Source organism: Phenylobacterium sp. (assembly GCF_030698145.1).
GTDB lineage: Bacteria > Pseudomonadota > Alphaproteobacteria > Caulobacterales > Caulobacteraceae > Phenylobacterium.
Map to the genome: position 1 here is coordinate 1 of NZ_JAUYNW010000042.1, position 1406 is coordinate 1406.

3 protein-coding genes are annotated in these 1406 nt (G+C 65.2%); all 3 read left to right on the forward strand.

Annotation, left to right across the window (positions count from 1 at the left end):
- Positions 1 to 78: 78 nt before the first annotated feature.
- Complete coding sequence (rpsJ, locus tag Q8Q77_RS05195; RefSeq protein ID WP_254836839.1) at positions 79 to 387, forward strand: 30S ribosomal protein S10; 309 nt, start codon at positions 79 to 81, stop codon at positions 385 to 387.
- Positions 388 to 399: 12 nt separating this feature from the next.
- The gene (gene rplC, locus Q8Q77_RS05200; protein ID WP_305581864.1) at positions 400 to 1155 is read left to right on the forward strand and encodes a 50S ribosomal protein L3; all 756 of its coding nucleotides are present in this window, start codon (positions 400 to 402) and stop codon (positions 1153 to 1155) included.
- Positions 1155 to 1406, forward strand: a 252-nt coding sequence (rplD, locus tag Q8Q77_RS05205) for a 50S ribosomal protein L4 (protein WP_305581866.1), incomplete at its 3' end; no start/stop codon positions are given. The genes rplC and rplD, both read left to right, overlap by 1 nt.

Genomic DNA, 1406 nt, shown 5'->3' on the forward strand with positions numbered 1-1406 from the left:
GAGGCGTTCGGGTTGGTCTTTGAAATGGTCAAAGTCACGCGGACGGGCCGCCGTCTGTAGGGGAAACTGAAGAGCGATATGGATCGTCAGAACATCCGCATCCGGCTCAAGGCCTTCGATCACCGCGTGCTGGACCATTCCACACGCGAGATCGTCAATACGGCCAAGCGCACCGGCGCGACCGTCCGCGGGCCTATCCCGCTGCCGACGCACATCAACAAATTCACCGTCAACCGCTCGCCGCACATCGACAAGAAGTCGCGCGAGCAGTTCGAAATCCGCACGCACAAGCGCGTGCTCGATATCGTCGACCCCACCCCGCAGACCGTGGACGCGCTCATGAAGCTCGACCTGTCCGCCGGCGTGGACGTCGAGATCAAGCTGTAAGGGGTCCTGCCGATGCGTACCGGTGTGATCGCCAAGAAACTGGGCATGGCGCGCTTCTTCGATGAAGCGGGAACCCATGTGCCGGTGACCGTGCTTAGCCTCGAGGGCTGCCAGGTCACCGCTCAGCGGACCCAGGACAAGGACGGCTATGTCGCGCTCCAGCTCGGGGCCGGCGCCAAGAAGCCGAAGAACACCTCCAAGGCCATGCGCGGCCACTTCGCCAAGGCTGAAGTCGAGCCGAAGCACGAACTCGCCGAGTTCCGCGTGACCGAGGACAACCTGATCGACGTGGGCGCCGAGCTCACCGCCGACCACTTCCTCGCCGGCCAGAAGGTCGACGTCACGGGAACCACGGTCGGCAAGGGCTTCCAGGGCGCCATGAAGCGCTGGAACTTCGGCGGCATGCGGGCCACCCACGGGGTGTCCGTCTCCCACCGGGCCCACGGCTCGACGGGTCAGCGTCAGGATCCGGGCAAGACCTTCAAGGGCAAGAAGATGGCCGGCCACCTCGGCCAGGAAACCGTCACCACCCTGAACGTCACGGTCTGGAAGGTCGACATCGACCGCGGCCTGATCCTGATCAAGGGCGCCGTGCCCGGCACGGAAGGCTCCTATGTCAAGATCCGCGACGCCGTGAAGTCGGCCCGTCCGGCGGACGTCCCGTTCCCGGGTGCGTTCCGCAAGGCCGGTCAAGCCGCGGCGGCTCCGGCCGCCGAGACTCCGGCTGTTGAAGAGGCTCCGGCCGAAGCTGGGGGCGAAGACCAATAATGAAACTCGACGTCATCAAGCTCGACGGCTCCAAGGGCGGTTCGATCGAACTGTCCGACGCCGTCTTCGGCATCGAAGATATCCGTGGGGACATCCTGCAGCGCGTCGTCACCTGGCAGCTCGCCAAGCGTCGCGCCGGCACCCACAAGATCCAGGTCCGCAACGAGGTCTCTCGTACGGGCAAGAAGATGTACAAGCAGAAGGGCACCGGCGGCGCCCGTCACGGTTCGCGCCGTGCGGCCCAGTTCGTC